The organism is Lacipirellula sp. (assembly GCF_965279485.1).
Classification (GTDB): domain Bacteria; phylum Planctomycetota; class Planctomycetia; order Pirellulales; family Lacipirellulaceae; genus Lacipirellula.
In genome coordinates this window covers 1,256,401-1,272,656 of sequence record NZ_CBDIIC010000002.1, presented here as the reverse complement: position 1 = coordinate 1,272,656, position 16,256 = coordinate 1,256,401, and the positions used below count along the sequence as shown (strand labels likewise).

9 protein-coding genes are annotated in these 16,256 nt (G+C 62.5%); 7 read left to right on the top strand and 2 right to left on the bottom strand.

The window, feature by feature from the left end; genetic code table 11:
* The first annotated feature begins 23 nt into the window (after positions 1 to 23).
* Complete coding sequence (locus tag ACQY7R_RS12700; protein WP_428305967.1) at positions 24 to 5,354, top strand: PVC-type heme-binding CxxCH protein; 5,331 nt, start codon at positions 24 to 26, stop codon at positions 5,352 to 5,354.
* On the opposite strand, the gene hemP is transcribed toward ACQY7R_RS12700, so the two are convergent.
* Together hemP and ACQY7R_RS12690 are read right to left on the bottom strand one after the other, a co-directional pair.
* On the bottom strand, positions 5,338 to 5,526 hold the full coding sequence (hemP, locus tag ACQY7R_RS12695; RefSeq protein WP_428305966.1) for a hemin uptake protein HemP: 189 nt from the start codon (positions 5,524 to 5,526) through the stop codon (positions 5,338 to 5,340). The genes ACQY7R_RS12700 and hemP overlap by 17 nt on opposite strands.
* A complete protein-coding gene (locus ACQY7R_RS12690) occupies positions 5,523 to 6,314 on the bottom strand; it encodes a tetratricopeptide repeat protein (protein ID WP_428305965.1) in 792 nt (263 codons plus the stop codon). Before ACQY7R_RS12690 ends, hemP begins: the two co-directional genes overlap by 4 nt.
* Before the next feature lie 337 nt (positions 6,315 to 6,651).
* Here ACQY7R_RS12690 and ACQY7R_RS12685 point away from each other — a divergent pair, with 337 nt between their 5' ends.
* From ACQY7R_RS12685 to odhB, 6 genes are all read left to right on the top strand, one after another.
* A complete protein-coding gene (locus ACQY7R_RS12685; RefSeq protein ID WP_428305964.1) occupies positions 6,652 to 7,344 on the top strand; it encodes a PEP-CTERM sorting domain-containing protein in 693 nt (230 codons plus the stop codon).
* 96 nt (positions 7,345 to 7,440) lie between these two features.
* Positions 7,441 to 8,751, top strand: coding sequence for a dockerin type I domain-containing protein (locus ACQY7R_RS12680; RefSeq protein ID WP_428305963.1), 1,311 nt, complete (start codon positions 7,441 to 7,443; stop codon positions 8,749 to 8,751).
* A 17-nt stretch (positions 8,752 to 8,768) separates the two neighbouring features.
* Positions 8,769 to 9,743 (top strand): DUF1559 domain-containing protein, encoded by a 975-nt coding sequence (locus tag ACQY7R_RS12675; RefSeq protein WP_428305962.1) that lies wholly within the window; start codon positions 8,769 to 8,771, stop codon positions 9,741 to 9,743.
* 74 nt (positions 9,744 to 9,817) lie between these two features.
* Positions 9,818 to 11,533, top strand: a complete 1,716-nt coding sequence (locus ACQY7R_RS12670; protein ID WP_428305961.1) for a Kelch repeat-containing protein — start codon at positions 9,818 to 9,820, stop codon at positions 11,531 to 11,533.
* Positions 11,534 to 11,844: 311 nt separating this feature from the next.
* Entirely contained in the window at positions 11,845 to 14,787 is a 2,943-nt protein-coding gene (locus tag ACQY7R_RS12665) for a 2-oxoglutarate dehydrogenase E1 component (protein ID WP_428305960.1), read from the top strand.
* A 134-nt stretch (positions 14,788 to 14,921) separates the two neighbouring features.
* Positions 14,922 to 16,112, top strand: a complete 1,191-nt coding sequence (gene odhB, locus ACQY7R_RS12660; protein ID WP_428305959.1) for a 2-oxoglutarate dehydrogenase complex dihydrolipoyllysine-residue succinyltransferase — start codon at positions 14,922 to 14,924, stop codon at positions 16,110 to 16,112.
* Positions 16,113 to 16,256: the final 144 nt, after the last annotated feature.

Below are 16,256 nucleotides of genomic sequence, written 5' to 3'. Positions count from 1 at the left end.
GCGCCTCTCAAGGAACTTCTGCGATGATGAAGCTTTCTCGCGCGTGCTGCGCGCTCTTGTCGTTCGTTGCTCTGACCTCGCTCGCGACGGCCCACGAAGGCCATGCAGGGCACGACAAGTTCGTGAAGCACTCCTTCAAGAAGGAGCAACTCTCGAAGGAGTTTTACGGCGAGGGCGCCAACTTCGGCGACTTCAATCATGACGGCGTCAACGACATCGTGTCCGGGCCCTACTGGTACGAAGGGCCGAAGTTTCTCAAGCGGCACGAATACTACCCGGCCAAGCCGTTCGACATCGCTGGTTACTCCGAGAACTTCTTCGCATTCACGCACGATTTCAACGGCGATGGTTGGGACGACATTCTGATCATCGGCTTCCCCGGTGCGGAAACGTCGTGGTTCGAAAATCCGCAAGGGAAAGAAGGCCCCTGGAAGCGGCACATTGCCCTCGCGGTGACCGACAACGAATCGCCGACCTTCACCGACGTCACCGGCGACGGCGTGCCCGATCTTGTCTGCATGAGCGGCGGACAAATTGGCTATGCCGAGATTCCGCAGGATCCGACCCAACTCTGGAAGTTCCATCCCGTCTCGCCAGTGCGCGGGTATCAGCGGTTCACGCACGGCATCGGCGTCGGCGACGTCAACGGCGATGGCCGCCTCGACCTGCTCGAACAAAACGGCTGGTGGGAGCAACCCGAGAAGGTGACCGACGAGCCGTGGGCGTTCCACGAGGTGAAGTTCAGCGAGCCGGGCGGTTCGCACATGTTCGCCTACGACTTCGACGGCGATGGCGACAACGACGTTCTCACCGCGAAGGCGGCTCACTCGTACGGCCTCGCCTGGTTTGAGCAGGTGAAGAACGGCGACAAGATCGAGTTCATCGAACACAAGATCATGGGCGAGAAGCCCGAGGAAAACGACTACGGCGTCGCCTTCTCGCAACTCCACGCGGTCGACCTCGTCGACATGGACGGCGACGGCGTGCTCGACATCGTCACCGGCAAGCGGTGGTGGGCTCATGCGGAGCATGACCCCGGCTCGCTGGAGCCGGCGGTGCTGTACTGGTTCCAAACGGTGCGCGACAACGGTTCAGCCCGCTTCGTGCCGCATGAAATCGACAACAACTCGGGCGTCGGCACGCAGGTCGTCGCGCGCGACATCAACGGCGACAAACTGCCCGATGTCGTCGTCGGCAGTAAGAAGGGGACGTTCGTCCTGACGCACAAGGCGGAAGAAGTCGACGAAGCGAAGTGGAACGAATCGCAGCCGAAGCTGCGCGACGGCGTCGAGAAGCCGACGCTGCCCGAGCACGCTGCCGACAAGAAAGCGGAAACGGCGGCCAATCCCGATGGCTTTCCCGCGACGGCAGCCGACGGCCGGCGGTTAAATCTCGACTTTGAAAAAGGCGACCTGAGCGACTGGACCGCCACCGGTACCGCGTTCGCGGAGCTTCCGGTCGAAGGCGATACGGTCGGTAAGCGGTTGGTCGATCAGACGAGCGGCCAGAAGGGGCAGTATTGGATCGGCACCTACGAGCGCAAGGGCGACGGTCCCCAGGGAGAGTTGACCAGTATTCCGTTCAAGGTGACGCACCCCTACGCCAGCTTTCTGGTTGGCGGCGGTTCCGGCAAAGCGCTCGGCGCGCAGATCGTCGACAAGCAATCAGGCGAGGTCATCTTTCACGCCAGCGGGCGGATGACTGAACTGATGTCGCAAGCCGCGGCCGATTTGTCGAAACATCTCGGCAAGGAGGTCTTCATTCGCTTGATTGATCACGGTAGCGCTGGTTGGGGACACGTTAATTTCGACCACTTCCGCTTTCACGATGAGAAGCCGGCGATCGCGAATCAACCGGTCGGCGAATTGACGGACGACCTCTATCCCTACGCTGGTCTTTCCGGCGAAGAGGCGGTTGCGGCCATGAAGCTACCGGCGGGGTTCAAGGCGATTCTCTCCGCCCAAGAACCCGACGTGAAGCAGCCGATCGCGATGGCGCTCGACGACCGCGGCCGGTTGTGGGTCGCCGAGGCGTACGAGTACCCGATTCGCGCTCCGGAAGGCAAAGGGACCGACCGCATCCTCATCTTCGAAGACTCGGATGGCGACGGAAAGTTCGACTCGCACAAGGTCTTCGCCGACAACCTGAACTTGGTGAGCGGCATCGAGCTTGGCTTCGGCGGCGTCTGGGTCGGCGCGGCCCCTTATCTGTTGTTCATTCCCGATCGCAACGGCGACGACGTGCCGGACGGCAAGCCGGAGATTTTGCTCGACGGCTGGGCGTATCAAGACACGCACGAGACGCTAAACACGTTTATCTGGGGGCCGGACGGCTGGCTCTATGGCTGCCACGGCGTGTTCACCCACTCGCGCATCGGCAAGCCGGGAACGCCGGACGACAAGCGGATTCCGCTAAACGGCGCCATCTGGCGATACCATCCTACGCAGCACGTCTTCGAAATCTTCACCGAAGGGACGAGTAATCCGTGGGGAGTCGACTTCGACGACAACGGCCAGGCGTTCACCACCGCCTGCGTCATCCCTCACCTCTACTACAACATTCCGGGCGCACGCTACCAACGTCAGGCGGGAACGCACTTCAATCCGTTCACCTATGCCGACATCCAGACAATTGCCGACCATCGCCACTATCTCGGCGAGAATCCCCACGGCGGCAACGGCAAGTCGGGCGACGCCGGCGGCGGACATGCCCACTCCGGCGCGATGATTTACCTCGGCGGTGCGTGGCCCGAGGAATATCGCGGTCGCATCTTCATGAACAACATTCACGGGCAGCGGCTCAACACCGACATCTTGAAGCCGCAAGGCTCAGGCTTCATTGGCAGCCACGGGCCCGACTTCCTGCTGACGGGCGACTTGGCGTCGCAGATTCTCAACTTCCGCTACGGGCCAGACGGGAACTGCTTCCTGATCGACTGGTACGATACGAACGCCTGCCATCACAACAACGTCGAAGGGCACGATCGCAGCAACGGCCGCATTTACAAGATCGTCTACGGCGAGAAGAAGGCGGGGAAGGTTGATCTCGGCAAGCTGAGCGACGTCGAACTGGCGAAGCTCGCTCTCGACAAGAACGATTGGTATGTCCGCCACTCTCGCCGCATCCTGCAAGAACGGGCCGCCGCGGGAAAGCTAAGCGTTGACGCACGAAATGAACTCGTTTCAATCGCCAAGAACAATGCCGATTCGAGCCGCGTGCAACGGGCGATGTGGGCCCTGCACGTCACCGGCGGCATTCCGTCCGACCTCGCGGCGACGCTGCTGAAGCATCAGTCGCCGTACGTTCGCGGCTGGGTGATTCAATTCACCTGGGATGGCGGCAAAACGCCCCAGCGAGACATGGTGCAGCAGTTTGCCGCGATGGCCCAGCAAGATTCTTCGCAGGTGGTGCGGCTCTATCTCGCCGCGGCGCTGCAACACGTGCCGCTGGCCCATCGGTGGGAGATCCTTGCGGCCCTCACGCGGCACGCCGAGGACGCCGACGATCACAATCTTCCGCTCATGTATTGGTTCGCCGCCGAACCGCTCGCTGCGGAGAATCCCGAACAGGCGCTGAAGTTTGGCCTGTCGTGCGGCAAGACGATTCCGCTGCTGAGGAAGTTCATGATTCGCCGCATCGCGAGCATCGACTCGCCGGAGGCGCTCGCCACGCTCGTGCAGGCCGTCGCCGAGTCGGACAACGCTGGCGAGCAACTTGAACTCATCGCCGGCATGCGCACCGCCCTGCAGGGCCAACGGCAAGTCGCCCAGCCGAAGAGCTGGCCTGCCGCGGCTGCCAAGGCGGCGAAGAGCAGCGATGAAAAAGTCCGTCGCGAGGCAACGGCACTCGGCGTGACGTTCGGCGACAAGGATGCGATGGCCGCACTGCGGGCTGTCGTTGTCGATGGCAAGGCGAGCGACGGGGCTCGTCGGCAGGCTCTCGACGCCCTACTCCGCGTGAAAGACCCGGGCCTGGCGCCGGTGCTGCTCAAGCTGCTGGCCGACCCCGGCCTGTGCGAGCCGGCCCTTTCCGGCCTCGCGCTCTACGAGGACGCTGCAGTTCCTGCCGCCGTTCTGAAGATTTACGGCAACGCCTCGCCAGGGGCCAAACGGGCGGCGCTGGCGACGCTCTGCTCGCGTCCCGGCTATGGCGTCGAACTGCTTAAGGCGATCGAAGCCAAGCAGATTCCGGCCGCCGACCTGTCGGCGGACCTCGTGCGCCAACTGCAGAACCACAAAAACGCGGATCTCGACGAACTGCTCGCTAACGTCTGGGGGCAGGTGCGCAGTACGCCGGCCGACAAGGCGGCGATGATCGTCGCGCTCCGCGAGATGCTCAAGCACCCGCCGGCGACGCCCAACGTGGAGGTTGGCCGCGCCGTGTTCGTGAAGACCTGCCAGCAGTGCCACACGCTGTACGGCGTTGGCGCCAAGATCGGTCCCGATCTCACGGGTTCGAACCGCGCCGACGTCGAGTACTTGCTGTCGAACGTGATCGATCCAAGCTCCGTGATTTCGAAGGATTACCAACAAACGGTCATCCTGACGGTCGACGGTCTCGTCATTTCAGGTCTCGTGAAGGCGGAAGACGACAAGTCGGTCACGATTCAAACCACGACCGAAACGATTGTTGTCCCCCAGGATGAAATCGAGGACCGCCAATTGAGCGACGCCTCGATGATGCCCGAGGATCAACTGAAGCAGTTTTCGCCGCAGCAAATCGCCTCGCTGTTCGCTTACCTGCAGGCTAAGGGCCAGAACCCGATCCAAGCGCAAGCCGACAACCAAGAGCTGTTCTTCAATGGCAAGGACCTCGCCGGTTGGAACGGCAATCAGGAGCTGTGGTCGGTCGAAGAGGGCGAACTCGTCGGCCGTAGTAAGAATGGGCTAGCGAAGAACGAGTTCCTGTTCAGCGACTTCGCCGTGGGCGATTTCGAGCTGACGTTCCAAGTGAAACTTGTCGACGACGCCGGGAATAGCGGCGTGCAGTTCCGCAGCCAGCCTGCCGAAGGGGGCGAAGCGAAGGGCTACCAGGCCGACATCGGCCCCGACTGGTGGGGCAAGCTCTACGAAGAGTCGGGTCGCGCCCTGCTGTGGGACAAGTCGGGCGAGGAGTTCGTCCGCAAGGGCGAGTGGAACGACTACAAGATCGTCGCCGAGGGAAGCCACATCCGCACGTGGATCAACGGCAAGCCGTGCGTCGATCTCGACGATCCCGATGGCGACCGTCGCGGCGTGTTCGCGCTGCAACTCCACTCGGGCGGGCCAACCGAGGTTCGCTTCCGCAACCTGAAGCTGAAGGTGCTCGACGCCCCTGCTGCTGCCGAGGCGGAGAAGGTTACTTCTGCAGAATAAGGCGGTTGTTCCGCGTCAGCAGCAGTCGATAGGTTTCGCCCGAGTGGGTGATTTCGACGACGCGCGCGCCTTGGAACAGCTCGGCAGATTGCAAGTTGCGCGGCTCGCTTGCTGGCTGGGAAGGGACGACTGGCGCGATCGACGGGGTCGGCGGAGTGAACGATTCAGTCATTGGTGGCCCTCCTGAGCTTGGGAGTTTGGCGCGGCCGCACTCCGCTTGGCGAGCGAGATCATCGCTAGTCGGCTCGCGAGCCACGACGATCGGCCGGCGTCGCCGCGATCGATGCAAAGCTGCAGCGCCTTCTGCAGGCAGCAGCGGCAGCTGATGCCCTCGACCTCGTCGCGCGTCAGCTCGCAGAACGTGCGGTAGGCATCGTCGATCTGCCCCATTCGCACCAGCTGCATTGAGAGCGAGACGCGATAGCGCGGCTCGGCGGGGTTCAGGCCGATGGCCCGCCGAAGCATCGCGAGCGACAGTTGCGGCGGGCGGCCCAGGCGGGCGAGCGTGTTCGCGGCGGCGAAGCAGATCGCGTCGTCGTCGGGGCGTAGACGAGCGGCCCGGCGGCAGACAGCCAGCGCCGCTTGCCACCGCTCGATCGCGCAAAGCGAGTTGTAGAGCGGTTCCCACAGCTCGGCGGGGAAATCGCCATCGGCCGTCAGGTCGGTCAGCAGGCTTGCCGCCGAGGCCCGATGCCCTTGCCGCAAGTAGCCGGCCGCCAACACGAGCAACCCCTCGTAGCCGAGCGGAACCAGGGCGAGTGCCCGCTGAATGTTGTCGAACGCCTCATCGAGCCTCCCTTCGCGTTGCAGCATGACGGCGCGCAGCCGCCACAAAGCCCCGGCTTCGGGTTGGAGGCGAAGCTCGGTCTCAAGAACGTCAATCGCCGCCCGCGAAAACCCGCGTTCGTAGAGGTCTGCCGCCCGTAATGCGGCGTCTGGCTTGGTCGCCGGCTCGGTCATAGGTAGCTCACTTCGAGAGGATTTTGCTGGCTGGCGGCGGCCGCTGCAGGCTTCAGATAACGAAAAATACAGGGCGAAACACGGGCCGCCCCCATTGACGCGGCCGTCAGGTCGGATAATCTATCGCTACTGAGACTCGATATCAAGACCGCCGATCGCAAGATCGCTTCGCCCGGACGCCGGTCTCGCAGGAGCACATAGGAGACTCGCCGTTTAGTAGCCAGCCAAATGCATTGCTGATCATTCGCATGCGTGAGGGCCGGTTCCGTCAATCCACGCACTCGTTCGTTCAAGGTTAGCGAGCTTGTGCACCCACCCACTCTGGAGTGACCGTCTAATGATTCGCCGCTTTGCTCTCGCCTCGATCGCTTGCGCCGCCATGTTCGCCGTTGCGAACGTCGTTTCGGCCAACACGCTATTCACCGATCAGGCCGTTCCTTCGACCGGTTCGTTCGAATGGGACAACTTCGTCGTGACGACGAACGCCGTCTCCGACTACTCTGCTTCGCATGCTCCGAACCTTTCGTCTGGCGTTGGCGCCGCGACGGTGAAGGGCGGCGTGGTTCCTCCGCCGACGTTCGCTCCGCCGGCCCAGGTGGCGACCGGATCGCTCTACACGGGCAGCAGCAAGGGGCGTTTCACCACCTCGTTGACCGGCGCCTCGACGACCGAAGCCAACACGACGGTTGTACTGCAAATCGCCTTTGACTCGGCGGGCAACAACTCGATCACCAACTCGACGCTGCTGCTCAATAGCACCGCCCCGACGGAATTCATCGATCGCGGCGTTGCCAGCGGATTCCACTACTACTGGGCCGAGTGGCAGCTTCCGGCTGCTGCGGCCTACACCGCCCTCTTCGACACTGCCGCCAACCACTCGGCGCTCGCAGGGGTGCAACTCGATTACTACAACGGCGCCACGACGTTTAACGCCGTTGCACCGGCGATCGTTCCTGAACCGGCCACGCTGGCGATGGCTGGCTTTGGGCTGTGCGGCCTCGCGGCGCTTCGCCGTCGGATCGCCGGCTGATTGACACGACAGCTTTGATTGGCATTCAAGCCGCCGGCGTCGAAGTCCTTTCGACGCCGGCGGCGGTTGCGTTTAACGAACAGACGACACTGCGACATGAACCACCCTGCACAGACTGGCCGCCGACCGCACGTTGCGATGCTGACGCTCGCCAGGGCGGCGCTCGCAATCGCTGCGTTCTGCTGCTGCGACGCTACGAAGGCGTCGGCGCAGACCATCGCCTACTTCAACGACCTTCCTGAAATCCAGATGTGGTCGTACCCAGTGCCGAGCGGGAACGGGCCCGGTTCTGTCCGCGATCGCGGATCGCTGTTTACCGCTTACTCGTCGACGCAGGATGGCACGCCGACTTTCTTTCAAGGGACCGGCTCAGAGCCAACCCGGCGCGGCAGCGTCTTGGTCGCCGCCAATACCTCGACGACGGTTCCGGTGGTCGCTGCGTCGCGATATCAAATCAATTCGCTCAAAATCAAGATGACCCTGCTCGGGTCGCTGATTCTCCCCGAGTTTGGCTATACGCTGGCGTACGACGGCACGCTCGACGAATCGGCCGCCGTCGTGGCGGGAACGGATAGCGACGTCGATCACCCGATCGAAATGTACGGCGTTGCGTTTAACAACGGACTAACGACGTTCGGTTTCGGCTCCAATCCGGCTACCGGAACGTATTCGCTCCGGCAGCCGCGCTGGGCGGGCTCCGCCCCTTACAACTACTACGCAATCGACTTGAATGGCCGCGATGCAGAAAACTCGCTCGTCGGCGGATACAGCGCGACGGAAGCGACCCATACGACGGCGGCGTTCACGCCATCGCCTTTCGCGATCGGCAAGGCGTACAACAGCCAAGGGACGGAACTCCAGCCCGGCGACATGCTCAGCAGCGGCGACTTGTTCGAGTTCACGCCGAATCTGAGCAACCCGGCGGTGTTAGCCTACATTCAGAATTCGCTCGCCCAGGGACACCTCGGGTTTACGTTTTCGTCATTGTTTGAGCCCGATGGACAAAGCAGTTCAGTCGCCTATCCTGACTTCTATCTGGATGATCTCGACGTTGGCGCCAACCCTAACGGCGCTGGCCCGACGATCGCGTTGAACGTCACGATTCTTCCTGAGGGACCTGCAGGGCTTGCCGGCGACTACAACGGGAATGGATCGGTCGATGGCGCCGACTTCCTGGCCTGGCAGCGCAGCTTTGGGACCGCGGCGTCGCCCGCTGGGTCTGGTGCGGATGGCAATGGAAACGGAAGCGTTGACGCGGGCGACCTAACTGTTTGGAAGGAACACTTCGGGCAAACGACCAACTCGCCGGTCGCCTCTGTCCCGGAACCGACCGCCGGCTTGCTGGCAGTGTGCGGCGCCGCCGCACTGCTGCGAGGCCGCCGGTCACGATTTTCCTCTCGCGGGTAGATTGCGCAGGATTATCTATGCAACAGGGAAGCCGATCGAATCGCGGGTTCACGCTCGTCGAGTTACTGGTGGCAATTGCCATCATCGGCGCGCTCGTCGCGTTGCTGCTTCCTGCTGTGCAAGCGGCTCGCGAGGCGGCCCGGCGGACGTCGTGTCGCAACAATCTGAAGCAGATTGGCCTCGCAACGCTGAATTTCGAAAGCGCTCAAAAAACGCTGCCGCCTCCCCAGGTGCTAGGCGCGGGCGGCGGTTTGGCGGCTGGCGATACGTTCTACGAGCATCTGGGAAGCACCTTCATTTTGCTTCTCCCCTACTTGGAGCAGGGAGGGCTGTACGCGCAGTACGACGTCACGAAGGATCCCTCGGCTCAGGACCCCGCCAACGGCGTCAATAACCGGAAGTTCACCGAAACGTCGCAGCCGATGTATATGTGCCCCGGGATGAATCTGCCGCGTAATGTTCCCGATGCGTGCGGCGAAAAGCTGGGGCCCGGCAGCTACGTGATCAGCACGCGCGTGATGTACAAGCCGGAAGCTCTGTTGAACGGGGCGTTCACCGCCCCCCCCACGGCCAGGGGGAAACGTTACGACCTCGGCATCGAGATGATTACCGACGGGACGACCCACACGCTGCTAGTCGGCGAAACGAACTACGCGTGGGAGGGTTACCACTGGGATACCCACTACGAATCGAGTTGCACAGGCAACGGCGGATCGTGCTACGGCGACTTCGCGTGGGCCCAGGGATATTGGCACCATGCTTACGGGCATTTAGGGCTGATGACCGGCCAACTGGCGAATTACAATTTCAACGATTCCAATCGTGAATGGGATACCCGCTACCGTACGACGTTCCGCAGCGATCATCCGGGCGGCGTGCAGTTCGTTTTGCTCGATGGTTCCGTGCAGTTCATTCGCACCGAAATCGATCGCGATGCGATGACGGCGCTGGTGACCCGCAACGGCGAAGAAGCCAATCCTGAAATCAATTAGTCCCCGCAGCGGCTCGACGACTTTGTGCGGGCCGTGGGCGCGACGCGTGTTTTTCTAATGTTTGAGGAATGAAAATGTCTCTCTCGGCGGTTCGTTTCCGCTTTGCTCTGGCCCTGTCGGCGCTGTGCCTTGCGGTTGGTCAGGCTCAGGCCCACTTCCCTTGGCTGGCCGTTGACGGCGAGGGTCGGGCGCTTGTGTTCTTCGGCGAGAGCCCTGAAGAACGGAACTATCATCTGCCCGAGGCCCTCGCTGAAGCGAAGCTGGCGGCCCGCGTCGGCGACGAGGCGGCCGACGTCGCGCTTGAGAACCTGGAAGAAGACGATTTCGTCGGTCGCCGCTCGGAGAAGCCGGTCGCCGAAGACGCGGTGCTCGAACTGACTGCTCAGTACGGCATCTACCACGGCATGCTGCTGACCTACTACGCGAAGGAAATCCCGGGGACGACCGTCGCCGCTTGGGAGAAAGCCGGCCCCTCGAAAGGCCTGAAGCTCGACGTTTCGCCGAAGGCGTCGGACGAAGGGCTCGCTCTGCTCGTCACGTGGGAAGGCCAGCCGCTGGAAGGCGCCGGCATCGCACTGACCGACTCGAAGGGCGACACGCAAGAAGCGAAGACCGACGCCAAGGGCATCGCGACCTTCGAAGAACCGGCTTCGGGGCCGGTAAGCGCCATCACCAGCTACATGAAGAAGGGTGAAAAGGGCGAGCACGAAGGCAAGGCCTACACGAGCGTTGGCAACTACGGCACGCTTCTCTTTAACCACAAAAGTGCGACCGCGGAAAAGAAGAACCCGCACGGTCACGCCCACGGGGGCCATGGCGGTCACGGCCAGAACGCCAAGAAGAAGCCTGCTTCCGACGAAGCGCTGAGCGCCTACCCTGCCCTGCCGGAAGCCGTCTCCAGCTTCGGCGCGGCGGTGAGCGACGGTTACCTCTACGTCTACAGCGGCCACACCGGCGGCGAGCACGAGCACTCGAAGGAGAACCTGTCGCAGAAGTTCCTCCGCATCAAGCTCGACGGCGGCAAGGAATGGGAAGAACTCCCCATGGAAACGCCGCTGCAGGGTCTGCCGCTTGTGGCCCACAACGGCAAGCTCTACCGCGTCGGCGGCCTGAACGCCAAGAACGCCGACGGCGAGGATGAAGATCTCCACTCGGTCGCCGAATTCTCGAGCTTCGATCCGGCCACGCAAAAGTGGACCGCCCTCGCCCCGCTGCCGGAAGCCCGCTCGTCGCACGACGCGGTGGTGATCGGCGACAAGTTGTACGTCGTTGGCGGCTGGACGCTCGATGGCGACCGCAAGGGAACTTGGCTCGACACGGCCTGGGCGTTCGACCTAACGAATCCGCAAGGTAAGTGGGAAGCGATCGCCAAGCCGAACTTCCGCCGCCGCGCGCTGGCCGCCGCTCAGTGGAACGGCAAGCTGATCGCCCTCGGCGGAATGGACGCGGACGTCAACATCTCGCGGCAGGTAAGCTTGCTCAATCCCGCCACCGGCGAGTGGACCGAACTGGCGGAACTGCCGGGCGAGGATATGGACGGGTTCGGCGCCTCGGCGTGGAACCTCGACGGCAAGCTGTTTGCGAGCGGCACGCAAGATTCGCTCTACCGCCTTTCGGACGACGGCAAGTCGTGGGAAGCGGTTGTCGAGCTGAAGCAACCGCGGTTCTTCCACCGGTTGGTTCCGGCTGGCGGGGAGATGCTGCTGTCGATCGCTGGCGCCTCGTTTGACGGACACTTGGCGAACATCGAAGAGATGTCGACCGCCGGCCAAGCGAAGAAGACCAATTAGTTTAGTGGCAAATCGAGGGGCGGAAGTTTTTCCGCTGACAGACTGGCTAACCAGCCAGTCTGTTAGTGGCTGAAAACTTCCGCCCTTTTGTCGTTTATCAGTTTCGCGTCGCTGCGCTAGGGCAGCGAATCGTTGCGCAGCGGCGGGAGCTGGCGTGAGCGATGTCTAGCGCGGCTGCGCAAAAAAGCGGCAAAAACATCCCTCAATCCGGCCCAATTGCCGGGTAGTGCGGTTCCAGGGGCGGGGCAAAAAATATAGTATACTTATTGCTCAACCGGCACCTCTTACCGCAATGCCCGACTCCATAGCAAATGGCCACTCCTGCCGCGGACGTCGACGGTCCGCAACTTCAACTCAATAGTCAGAGCCTCGACTACGTCGAACAGCTCTACGCTCTTTATCAAGACAATCCCGACGCTGCGCCGGCCGACTGGCGTGCGCTGTTCGGAGAATTGGCCAATGGGACGGATCACAAGCCCTCCACGCCGAGGCTGACTGCGCAGGCTTTGCCTGCGCCGGTCGTCGACGCGCGGCTCGCTGATCCAACGCTGGCCGCGTCGCAATTGGGCGAGCCGAAGCTGGTGCTCGAATCGCACCGCGTGCCGGGGCTCGCTCCGCCGACGGCGCCATTCAGCCCCGCCTACCCGGTGAACGGAAACGGCAGCGGCAACGGGAAGCACGAAGAGCTCGCCGCTCGGCAAGAACGCGTCGACCAGCTGATTCGCAACTACCGTGTCCGCGGTCACATCATTTCTGACATCGACCCGCTTGATCAGTTCCGCCCGCGGCCGCCGGAACTCGATCCCGCGTACTACGGCTTCACCGAAGCTGACTACGATCGGGTCTTCTCGACTCGCACGATGCAGGGGCCGAAACAGCGGACGCTCCGCGAGATCGTCAGCTGGTTGCAAAACACCTACTGCCGGGCGATCGGCGTGCAGTTCATGCACATTGACGACCTGGTGATTCGCGAGTGGCTGCAGTCGCGGATGGAAGAGACGGAGAATCGCACGGAGCTGTCGCGCGACGAGCAACTCCGCATTCTCAAGAAGCTGAATGAAGCCGCTTCGTTCGAACAATTTCTGCAGACGAAGTTCACCGGCGCCAAGAGCTTTTCTCTCGAAGGAGGCGAGAGCCTCATTCCACTGCTCGATATGGCCCTGGAAAAGGCTGGCAACGACGGCATTAATGAAGTCGTCATCGCGATGGCTCACCGCGGCCGGCTAAACGTGCTGGCCAACGTCATCGGCAAGCGTCCACGCGAGATTTTCCGGGAATTCATGGACCTGGAGTCGCCGCAACGGACCGGCCCCGGCGACGTGAAGTACCACCTCGGCTACTCGGGCGACTGGGTCACCGGCAAGGGCAACAAGGTTCACTTGTCGCTCTGCTTCAACCCGAGCCATCTGGAGTACGTCGACGGCGTGGCGATGGGACGCATGCGGGCCAAGCAAGATCGCTACGGCGACGCTCAGCGTCAAAAGGGGATGGTCGTCCTCGTCCACGGTGACGCGGCGTTTGCCGGCGAAGGCGTGGTGCAAGAAATTCTCAACATGAGCGAGCTGCCCGGCTATCGCGTCGGCGGCACGCTGCATGTGATCGTCAACAACCAAATCGGCTTCACGACGACGCCGATTGAAGCCCGTTCGAGCGCCTACGCGACCGACGTGGCGAAGTTGCTGCAAATCCCGATCTTCCACGTCAACGGCGAAGATCCTGAAGCGGTCGCGCAGGCCGTTCGCCTGGCGCTCGACTTCCGTAAGGAATTCCAGCGCGACGCGGTGATCGACATGTACTGCTACCGTCAGCGCGGGCACAACGAAGGCGATGAGCCGTCGTTCACCCAGCCGTTGATGTACCAAGCGATCGGCGCCCAGAATTCGGTCCGCGAAGGCTACCTGAAGCGTCTGCTCGCTCTCGGCGGCATTACTGCCGATGAAGCGGAGCAAATTGCGAAGGACCGTCACGCGAAGCTCGAAGCCGATTTCGCCTCGGCGAAGGCCCGCGACTTTCAATTGGCCAACCCAACGCCGACCGGCCCCTGGGCCAATTACTACGGCGGTCCATTCGAGAAAGCGCCGAACGTTGTTACCGGCGTCGAGCAAGAGCGACTCGTCGAATTGCTCGAAAAGCTGACCGTGGTGCCGGAAGGTTTCCATATTCATCCGAAGCTCGTGCGGGCGATGGAGCGGAAGCGGCAGATGGCCTCCGGTGAAGAACCGCTCGATTGGGCCACGGCCGAATCACTGGCGTTCGCCAGTCTGGCGGCGCAGGGCGTTCGCATTCGGCTGAGCGGTCAGGACTGCGAACGCGGCACGTTCAGCCAACGCCACGCGGTGCTGCACGACGTGAAAGACGGCAACAAGTTCATGCCGCTCGCCCACCTGTCGCCCGAGCAGGGGCCGGTGGAAATCGTCAACAGCCCGCTGTCGGAAGCCGGCGTGCTCGGTTTCGACTATGGCTACAGCCTCGACTGCCCCGAAGGGCTCGTGGCTTGGGAAGCCCAGTTCGGCGACTTCGCCAATGCTGGGCAGGTGATCATCGACCAGTTCATCGCGAGCGCTGAAGTGAAGTGGCGCCGGTTGAGCGGATTGACGCTTCTCTTGCCGCACGGTTTTGAAGGACAGGGGCCAGAGCACTCCAGCGCCCGCTTGGAGCGATTCCTCACCCTCGCGGCTGACGACAACATTCAGGTCGTTTGCCCGACGACGCCGGCGCAATACTTCCACTGCCTCCGCCGTCAGGTGGTTCGCCCGTGGCGGAAGCCGCTGGTGATCATGACGCCGAAGAGTTTGCTTCGTCATAAAGAGTGCGTCTCGACGATGGCCGAGCTGTCGCGCGGTCGCTTCCACGGCGTGTTGCCGGAGTCGACGAGCCGGCTGAGTGATCGCGATACCCGCGTCATCCTTTGCTCGGGCAAGGTCTACTTCGATCTGCGTGCACGACGGCAGGCGCTCGGCATCGATGGGCCGCCGATCATCCGCATCGAGCAGCTTTACCCGCTGCCGATGAATCAGCTGCTCGCCGCTTTGGCTCCGCTGCCGAAGGGGACGCCGTTGGTCTGGGTGCAGGAAGAGCCGGAAAACATGGGCGCTTGGCGATTCCTCCGTTCGATGTGGGACGACAGTCTGTGCCTGCAATACCCGCTTAAGTGCATCAGCCGCCCGGCATCGGCTTCGCCGGCCACTGGTTCGAAGACGGCTCACGAACGTGAGCAGGCCGAACTAGTTGATCGCGCTCTGCTGCGTGAATAGACACTGCTTTCAGCGACCGGCGCTCAGTTTACTGACGAGCCGGTCTTTTTTGTTGGCTTCGACGCCAACTGACTTACATACATCCCCACCGCGGCTCCGATTGATCGCTGGCCGCCCATCGTCAGAGAGTTGAAATGCCCATCGAATTGAAGGTCCCGGTAATCGGCGAGTCGGTTTCCGAAATTTTCATTGGCCAATGGTACAAGGGCGAAGGCTCCACGGTCGCCGTCGATGAGAACCTCGTCGAGCTGGAATCGGAGAAGGCGACGCTCGACGTGCCGTCGCCGAGCGCGGGCGTGATCACGAAGATCTTGAAGCAAGCAGGCGACACGGCGGAAGTCGGCGAGGTGATCGCCTATCTCGATGCAGTCGAAGCCGCTCCCGAAAAAAAGGCTCCCGAAAAGGCCCCGGAAGCTCCGGCTCCAGCGCCCGCTCCTGTCGCCGAAGCGCCCAAGCCGGCTCCTGCCCCGGAGCCGCCGAAGCCCGCCCCGGCACCCGCGCCCGCCCCGGCTGCGAAGGCCGAACCGGCCAAGGCCCCTGCTCCGGCGCCGATCGTCACGCAACCGGTCAATCACACCGCCAAACCGGCCAACTACTCGCAGTCGCTGCAAGTTGGCGCCGGCAATCGGACCGAAGAAGTCGTCTCGATGAGCCCCGTGCGTCGCCGCATCGCGGCGCGGTTGCTCGACGCGACGCAGAACGCCGCGCTACTCACTACCTTCAATGAAGTTGACATGACGGCGGTGAAAGAGCTTCGCGGCGGCCTCGGCGAAGCGTTTGAGAAGCGGCATGGCGTGCGTCTTGGCTTCATGTCGTTCTTCGTCAAGGCGGCCGTCGACGCGCTGAAGCAATGCCCCGAGATCAACGCGATCATCGAAGGCGATAAGGTGGTCTATCGCCGTTACTTCGACGTCGGCGTCGCGATCGGCAGTGAACGCGGGCTGTTTGTGCCGGTTCTCCGCAATGCGGAAGAAATGTCGTTCGCCACCATCGAGAAGTCGATCAACGATCTCGCCAAGCGGGCCCAAACCGGCAGCCTCCGCGTCGAAGAACTGCAGGGCGGCACGTTCACGATCACCAACGGCGGTGTGTATGGTTCGCTGTTGTCGACGCCGATCGTCAATCCGCCGCAGAGCGGCGTGCTCGGGATGCACTCGATCGTCAATCGCCCCGTCGCCATCGACGGCCAGGTGGTGATTCGTCCGATGATGTACCTCGCGCTCACGTACGATCACCGCATCGTCGACGGTCGCGAAGCGGTGACGTTCCTTCGCAGCATCAAAGAGGCGATCGAGAACCCAGCCCGCATTTTGCTCGAAGTTTAAAGTCAGGGCGTTGCGGCGTCCGACTGATTGAATTCCTTGGGTGCGCGCGGCGGTTGAGTCGGTTTTCGCCGGTCAGATTACGCGCTCGTAATCCCGAGCTGCTCGGCGCCGCATCAGACGAGCCGCTCGATCAGCGAGACTCGA